Source organism: Desulfovibrio sp. (assembly GCF_009712225.1).
In the GTDB taxonomy this organism is placed as follows: domain Bacteria; phylum Desulfobacterota; class Desulfovibrionia; order Desulfovibrionales; family Desulfovibrionaceae; genus Desulfovibrio.
In genome coordinates this window covers 35,427-41,641 of sequence record NZ_WASP01000019.1, presented here as the reverse complement: position 1 = coordinate 41,641, position 6,215 = coordinate 35,427, and the positions used below count along the sequence as shown (strand labels likewise).

Genomic DNA, 6,215 nt, shown 5'->3' with positions numbered 1-6,215 from the left:
CCTCCACCCCCCCCCCCCCCCCCCCCCCCCCCCCCCGCCAGGCTACTTCAGGCTTTCGGCGTACAGCTCTATGGTGTGCTTGACACGCACAGAGTCATGGTTATGCGAAAGCACGTCTTCAAGCTGCATCATGCATGCGGGGCAACCAGCGGCCACAATCTTGGCGCCGGAAGCCACCACGTTGTTGCGCTTGCGCTGACCGATCTTACGCGAGAAGTCATAGTGGAAAAGGTTGAACGACCCGCCGCAACCACAGCAGCGGTCGGCTTCGGCCATTTCCGTAACCTTGTAGGCGGGGTTGGCCGCAATGATGGCGCGGGGCTGGCTGACCACACCCAGCGATTTCTTGAGGTGGCAAGAATCGTGGTAAGTCACGCTAACCGCGTTGTCCTGGGCCTGTTCGGCGGGCTGCACCTTAAGCACATCCACCAGGAAGGCATTGATATCCATCGCCTTGGCGGCAATTTCTTCAACCTTGCGCTTCTCAACAGAACCGAGGCGGTGCGCGTAGCGGGGCCACAGTTCCTTGACCGTAGAGGTGCAAGAACCGCAGGGGCTGAGGATGTAGTCGAAGTCGCCGTTTTTAAGGGCTTCCACGTTTACGCGCATCTGCTCCACCATGCCCTTGGCATCGCCGGACGAAAGGGCCGGAATACCACAGCAGGTGAGGTTTTTGGGCATAAACACGGCCACATTGTGGTGACGCAGCACCTTCATGCAGGCTTCGGCCATTTCAATATACATTTTGTCGCCCACGCAACCGGGGAAGAAAGCCACCTTGAGTCCGCCAGCGCGGCGGGGCTCGTCAAGCGCGCCATAGCGGGCGTGCAGCGGCGTTTTTGCCAGGGGGTGGATATGACGGTCGCCCAGCATAAAGTTGAGCAGGGGTGCGCACACGGTGCCCTGGGCGTCGTTGCTGGAGCCAAAGATCAGGCCCTGCATGGGTGCGCCCACGCGCATGGCAAAGTTGAACAGGCCGGGCTTGGTCAGAAGCGAACGGAAGATCATCTTCTTGACCGGGTGCAGTCCGACAAACTCGTTAACAATTTCGCGGGCTTCCATGAAGACGTCCATAATCTGGACGCCCGGAGGGCAGGATGCCTGACAGGAACCGCACAAAAGGCAGCGGCCCAGTTTTTCGGCAACAGCCTCGGGATCCTTGATCATCTCATGGGCCAGATTATCAATAAGGGCCAGTTTGCCGCGAGCCACGTCGGCTTCCATGCCGGTGGCACCGAACATGGGGCACACGGCCTGGCACATGCCGCATTTCATGCAGGCAGTGATCCTGTCGTCCAGGGCCATAAGGCGCTGGGCCAGTTCGTGCATAGTACTCATGAAACGCTCCTGGAGCGGTTGAATTTTTGCTCTTGCCCGGCAGCGCCAGCCCTGTGGCCGACCGCCGCCGGATGACACGGGGGCAGGCCCCCGAATCGCTGCAATGCCAGGCTGTGCCTAGATGCCCACCAGTTTGGTGGAGTTGAGCAGGCCCTTGGGATCAAGAGCGCGGCGCAACCGCTGCGAGAACAGAATGGTGCCGCGGGAGGTTTCCTTTTCCATCCACTTGGACTTGGCGGTGCCGATGCCGTGCTCGCCCGAAAGGGTGCCCTGCAGCTTGATGGCCGTATCGAACATTTCGTCGATGGCTTCTTCCACTCGCTTGAATTCGTCCGCGTCGCGCTTGTCGCACAGGAAGGTGGGGTGCAGGTTGCCGTCACCAGCATGACCAAAGGTACCCACTTCGAGGCGGTACTTGGCGGCGATGTCGTTAACAGCCTTGACCATGGCAGGAATCTGCGAACGCGGCACGGTGGCGTCTTCAAGCACAGTGGTGGGACGGGCACGAGCCAGCACGGGCAGGGCCATGCGGCGGGCTTCCCACAGCTTGAACTTTTCAGCGGCGTCCTTGGGCACGTGCACGGCGGTGGCGCGGTTGGCCTTCAGCACTTTTTCAACGGCTTCGGCGTCGTCGGCAACCTGTGCGGGGTGACCGTCCACTTCGATCAGCAGGATGGCGCCAGCTTCGCGCGGCAGGCCAGCCTTGGTGAAGTCGTCAACGCGCACGATGGTGTTGTTGTCGAGGAATTCGAGAGTACAGGGCACAACGTGGGCGGCAATGATGCCAGCAACGGCATCGGCGGCGTCCTGCACGTCGGAGAACACGGCCATCAGGGCCTTGGAGGCCTTGGGCGGCGGCACCAGCTTGAGGATGGCTTCAGAAATGATGCCCAGCGTGCCTTCAGACTGCACCATCATGCCGGCGAGGTTGTAACCGGTAACGCACTTGACCGTACGCGAGCCGGATTTGACCACTTCGCCCGTGGCGTCGAAAAATTCGATGCCCATGAGGTAATCCTTGGTAACGCCGTACTTGAGGCCGCGCAGGCCACCGGCGTTTTCAGCAATGTTACCGGCAAGGGTAGACACAGCCTGAGAGCCCGGATCGGGGGGGTAGAACAGATTTTTCTTGGCCACGGTGGCGGCAAATTCGGCGGTGATAACGCCGGGTTCAACCACGGCGTACAGGTCGTCGGAGTTGATTTCAAGGATGCGGTTGAGACCGGTGGTAAGAATAACCACGGTTTCAGACTTGTCGGGAATGGTGCCGCCGGAAAGATTGGTACCCGCGCCGCGCACGGTCATGGGAATGCCGTTGTCATACAGCTTTTTCACACACTGGCCGAGCTGTTCCTTGGTGGTGGGACGCACAACCAAAGAGGGCATGACCGGGGGCAGAACCGCCGAATCATACGAGTAGCTCATGCGGTCGGCTTCGGAACTGAAAACGTTTTCCTTGCCGATCATGTCTTCGAAATCTTTAATCAACGCCTGGCTTGCCATAAGGCCTCCTTAAAAGTCCGTCGTCAACGTCTTTATGGTAAGGCACAGACCGCGCGCCCCTTGCGCGGGCCTGATAGTTTCGATTCTCATACGGCTGTTTGAACAGTCGGTCAACTTTTTTACGAGAATGAAGACCTATAGCGTTGTTTGACAAGTTTGCAAAGGGCACAAGCCAAAAAACTTTGGTATCACAGTCTGACCTTTGCAAACCAGCATAACGCCCTGCGGCAGTTTACCTGCCGCTGCTGAAACCAACGCAACAAGGCAATCTGAATTGTTACAGAGAGTTAACAATGAGACAAGGAGAGTAAAAAAACAGAACGCCGGGGGTCTTCATACCCTGTAGCCGGAAAGAATATGTGAAAAAAAAGATGACAGCCATTGCCGCAACAAACAAATACCCGTTTGCCGTCTGGTTTTGCAGATCGTGCTTTAAAAGCCAACCCGCAAACAGCGCAGCCTTTTTGAGCGTCAGGCCAGGGCCCTTCACGCTGTCATCACCTCTGCGCCAGCATGCGGCCAAAACCCTGCCAGGCGGACGCATGCAGCACAAATTTTATCCGTGTGCCTGCTATTTTTTGGCTGCGGCTTTTTTCCAGAAGAAAAAATGCCCCATGGCCATACCGCCGTGCCCAACAGCATAGGCAACCAGCAGAAACACAAATATGCCGTGCATGGTAGCGGCAGCGTGCGATATTTCACCCATCTGCCACGAGCGGAAGAGCCACAGGCCGGAGATCATGCTCATGGCCAGCGCGCCCATGCCAAGACCCTGCACCACGCAGGCCAGCCCCTTGGGCCGGGGTGCGATGATGAGCTTGCCACTGCGAATGGCGGCCACATCTCTCTTCAGCTGATCCATGTCACCCCAGAGATAGGGATAGTAGTGGCGCGGCCCGCGCGTGCCCAGTCCAAGGGCTATGAGCCCCAGCCCCAGCATGCTGAGCACAAGACCCGAAATGGCGTGGGTCATGCTCATTCCCGCCAGTTGGGTCAGTACCTGCAACACCACCAGACCAACCACGCTTATATGCAGCAGGCGCAGCAAGGGCGGCTGAAAAAAGCCCAAAAACCGCCACAACAGAGCAAACTGAGATTTAAGCATTTCGATCGGACCCATGATGTCGCCTCCCTGTATTTTCTGCTCCGGGTGCTGGCAGCGCTCTCGCCTGCCACTCCTGCGGCTTGTCAAAAAAACAAGCGCCGCCCCGGATGGGGCGGCGCAACAGGTCTTAACGGTGGCACGAGCACGAAAGCATGTGTGCCATCTTTTCTTTTTTGGTTCGCAGGTAATTTTCGTTTTCGGGGCAGGCTTCCATTTCGATGGAAACCCGCTCCACAATCTCAATGCCGTAGCCCGAAAGCCCCACGATCTTTTTGGGGTTGTTGGTGAGCAGGCGGATTTTGTGAATGCCAAGGTCCACCAGCATCTGCGCGCCAGTACCGTAGTCGCGCAGATCCGGGGGGAAGCCCAGCTTGCGGTTGGCTTCCACGGTGTCGTAGCCCTGATCCTGCAGCGCGTAGGCCTTGATCTTGTTGGCAAGGCCGATGCCGCGCCCTTCCTGACGCATGTACAGCAACGCGCCGCGCCCTTCCTTTTCAATCTGGTGCAGGGCGGCACCCAACTGACCGCCGCAGTCGCAGCGCAGCGAGCCCAGCGCATCGCCCGTGAGGCATTCGCTGTGGATGCGGGTGAGCACCGGTTCAGGCGTGGAAAGATCGCCCTTGACCAGTGCCAGATGGGTTCCAGGTTCGTTTTCGCTTTCGTAGGCCATCACGGTAAAGTCACCAAAGCGGGTGGGCAGGTGGGCCTGGGCCACGCGACGCACGGAAACCTGACCACGGTCAAGGCGGTAGCGGATCAGGTCTTTGACTGCCGCAATCTTGAGGCCGTGCTCTTCTGCAAAAATTTCCAGATCGGGCATGCGGGCCATGGTGCCGTCGTCGCGCATGATCTCGCAGATGACCGACGCGGGTTTGAGACCCGCAAGACGGGAAAGGTCAACGCCGCCTTCGGTCTGCCCGGCGCGCGAAAGCACGCCGCCAGCCTTGGCGCGCAGCGGAAAGATATGGCCGGGGGTCACGATGTCGTCGGGGCGCACATTGTCGGCCACGGCAGCCAGAATGGTGGTGGCCCGGTCTGCCGCGGAAATACCCGTGGTAACGCCCTCACGCGCCTCAATGGAGATGGTGAAGTTGGTTCCAAAACGCGACCCGTTGCGCTGGGTCATGAGAGGCAGCTGCAGCTTGTCAATAATTTCGGGGGCCATGGGCAGGCAGATAAGGCCCCTGCCGTATTTGGCCATAAAATTGATGGCTTCCGGGGTCACATGCTCGGCGGCCATGGTAAGGTCGCCTTCGTTTTCGCGGCCTTCGTCATCCACCAGAATAATCATCTTGCCCTGCCGGATGTCGGCAATGGCCTCTTCAATGCTGCACAGTGGCATGTTGCTTCCTTCATTGCCCGCCGGGGGGCGTGAATTTTTTTACTTGAAGCAAAGTTAGGTACGCAGGCCAGTTCTGTCAACCACAGGCCTGCCAGACGATTCAGTATACTGCCGGTGAACGGCTGGCTGGCTATCGGCCTTGCGCGGGTTTGAGGCCCACCTCTGCCAGCAGGTCCCTGATGGAACGGCCCAGCAAAAAGGGCAATATGGTTGCGGGTATGCCACCCCGCTCGACACACAGTTCGCGAAAGGCGGCGTCCGTGCGGGCGGCTTCGCCCAGCTCGGCCACGGCCTGCTCGCGTTCGCTGCCTTCAAGCGGCGTTTCGTGCCCGGCGGTGCGCTCCACGGCAAGACCATGCCCCTGTGCGGGATAAAAGCCCAGCCGGTCGGCCAGCTCAAGGGTTTCACGCACTGAAACCTGTTCTTCGTGGGCACTCACAAGGTCGGGCAATATGGCGATAACCGAGGCGTTCAGATTGCTGAAACCGGGTACGCCGCCGCTCAAGACATTGAGTGCCGCAAAACGCCCCATGTGCCGCCCCTTGGCCAGCAGCACTTCCAGTGGCCCGGTATCCATGCAGAACAGGGCCTCGCACTGGGCAGGCCGCTGCTTGTAGATGCCGCAGCCCACGCCCTCGCGGTAATACAGGCAACGCCAGGGGTGCACCCTGCCCCCCGGCCCGGCTATCTTGATGCGCTCCCCTTCCAGGGGACGCAGGGCATTGCGCGAATCGTCGCGCGCCCACTCGCCCGCACGCAAGCACACCAGCGCGTCGAGAGTCAGTGTGCCGGAAACAAGCAGGGCCGTATCACTGACCATCAGTGTGGGCCCGCCCCGCAAACAGCACATGCCGCAACGCCTGCACGACGCGGATTCGCCGGGATCGGCAGGTGGGGGTGAAAAGGGCTGATGCTGCATGCTCATGA

Annotated in this window: 5 protein-coding genes; all 5 read right to left on the bottom strand. The window is 59.6% G+C overall.

Annotated features, from left to right (window positions below; all coding sequences use genetic code 11):
• Positions 1–42: 42 nt before the first annotated feature.
• Positions 43–1,338 (bottom strand): (Fe-S)-binding protein, encoded by a 1,296-nt coding sequence (locus F8N36_RS15745; RefSeq protein ID WP_291333971.1) that lies wholly within the window; start codon positions 1,336–1,338, stop codon positions 43–45.
• 117 nt (positions 1,339–1,455) lie between these two features.
• Positions 1,456–2,841, bottom strand: a complete 1,386-nt coding sequence (locus tag F8N36_RS15740; protein ID WP_291333969.1) for an FAD-linked oxidase C-terminal domain-containing protein — start codon at positions 2,839–2,841, stop codon at positions 1,456–1,458.
• Positions 2,842–3,412: 571 nt separating this feature from the next.
• Positions 3,413–3,961: a cytochrome b/b6 domain-containing protein gene (locus tag F8N36_RS15735; protein WP_291333967.1), complete on the bottom strand. Its 549-nt coding sequence runs from the start codon at positions 3,959–3,961 to the stop codon at positions 3,413–3,415.
• A 112-nt stretch (positions 3,962–4,073) separates the two neighbouring features.
• Entirely contained in the window at positions 4,074–5,288 is a 1,215-nt protein-coding gene (locus F8N36_RS15730; RefSeq protein ID WP_291333966.1) for a bifunctional 3,4-dihydroxy-2-butanone-4-phosphate synthase/GTP cyclohydrolase II, read from the bottom strand.
• A 130-nt stretch (positions 5,289–5,418) separates the two neighbouring features.
• The gene (locus F8N36_RS15725; protein ID WP_291333965.1) at positions 5,419–6,213 is read right to left on the bottom strand and encodes a YkgJ family cysteine cluster protein; all 795 of its coding nucleotides are present in this window, start codon (positions 6,211–6,213) and stop codon (positions 5,419–5,421) included.
• Between the last annotated feature and the right edge of the window lie 2 nt (positions 6,214–6,215).

Bases quoted from the DNA above. Each gene is read 5' to 3' on its own strand.
- F8N36_RS15740 (WP_291333969.1), bottom strand. From the start codon at position 2,841: ATGGCAAGCCAGGCGTTGATTAAAGATTTCGAAGACATGATCGGCAAG.
- F8N36_RS15725 (WP_291333965.1), bottom strand. From the start codon at position 6,213: ATGAGCATGCAGCATCAGCCCTTTTCACCCCCACCTGCCGATCCCGGC.
- F8N36_RS15745 (WP_291333971.1), bottom strand. From the start codon at position 1,338: ATGAGTACTATGCACGAACTGGCCCAGCGCCTTATGGCCCTGGACGAC.
- F8N36_RS15730 (WP_291333966.1), bottom strand. From the start codon at position 5,288: ATGCCACTGTGCAGCATTGAAGAGGCCATTGCCGACATCCGGCAGGGC.
- F8N36_RS15735 (WP_291333967.1), bottom strand. From the start codon at position 3,961: ATGGGTCCGATCGAAATGCTTAAATCTCAGTTTGCTCTGTTGTGGCGG.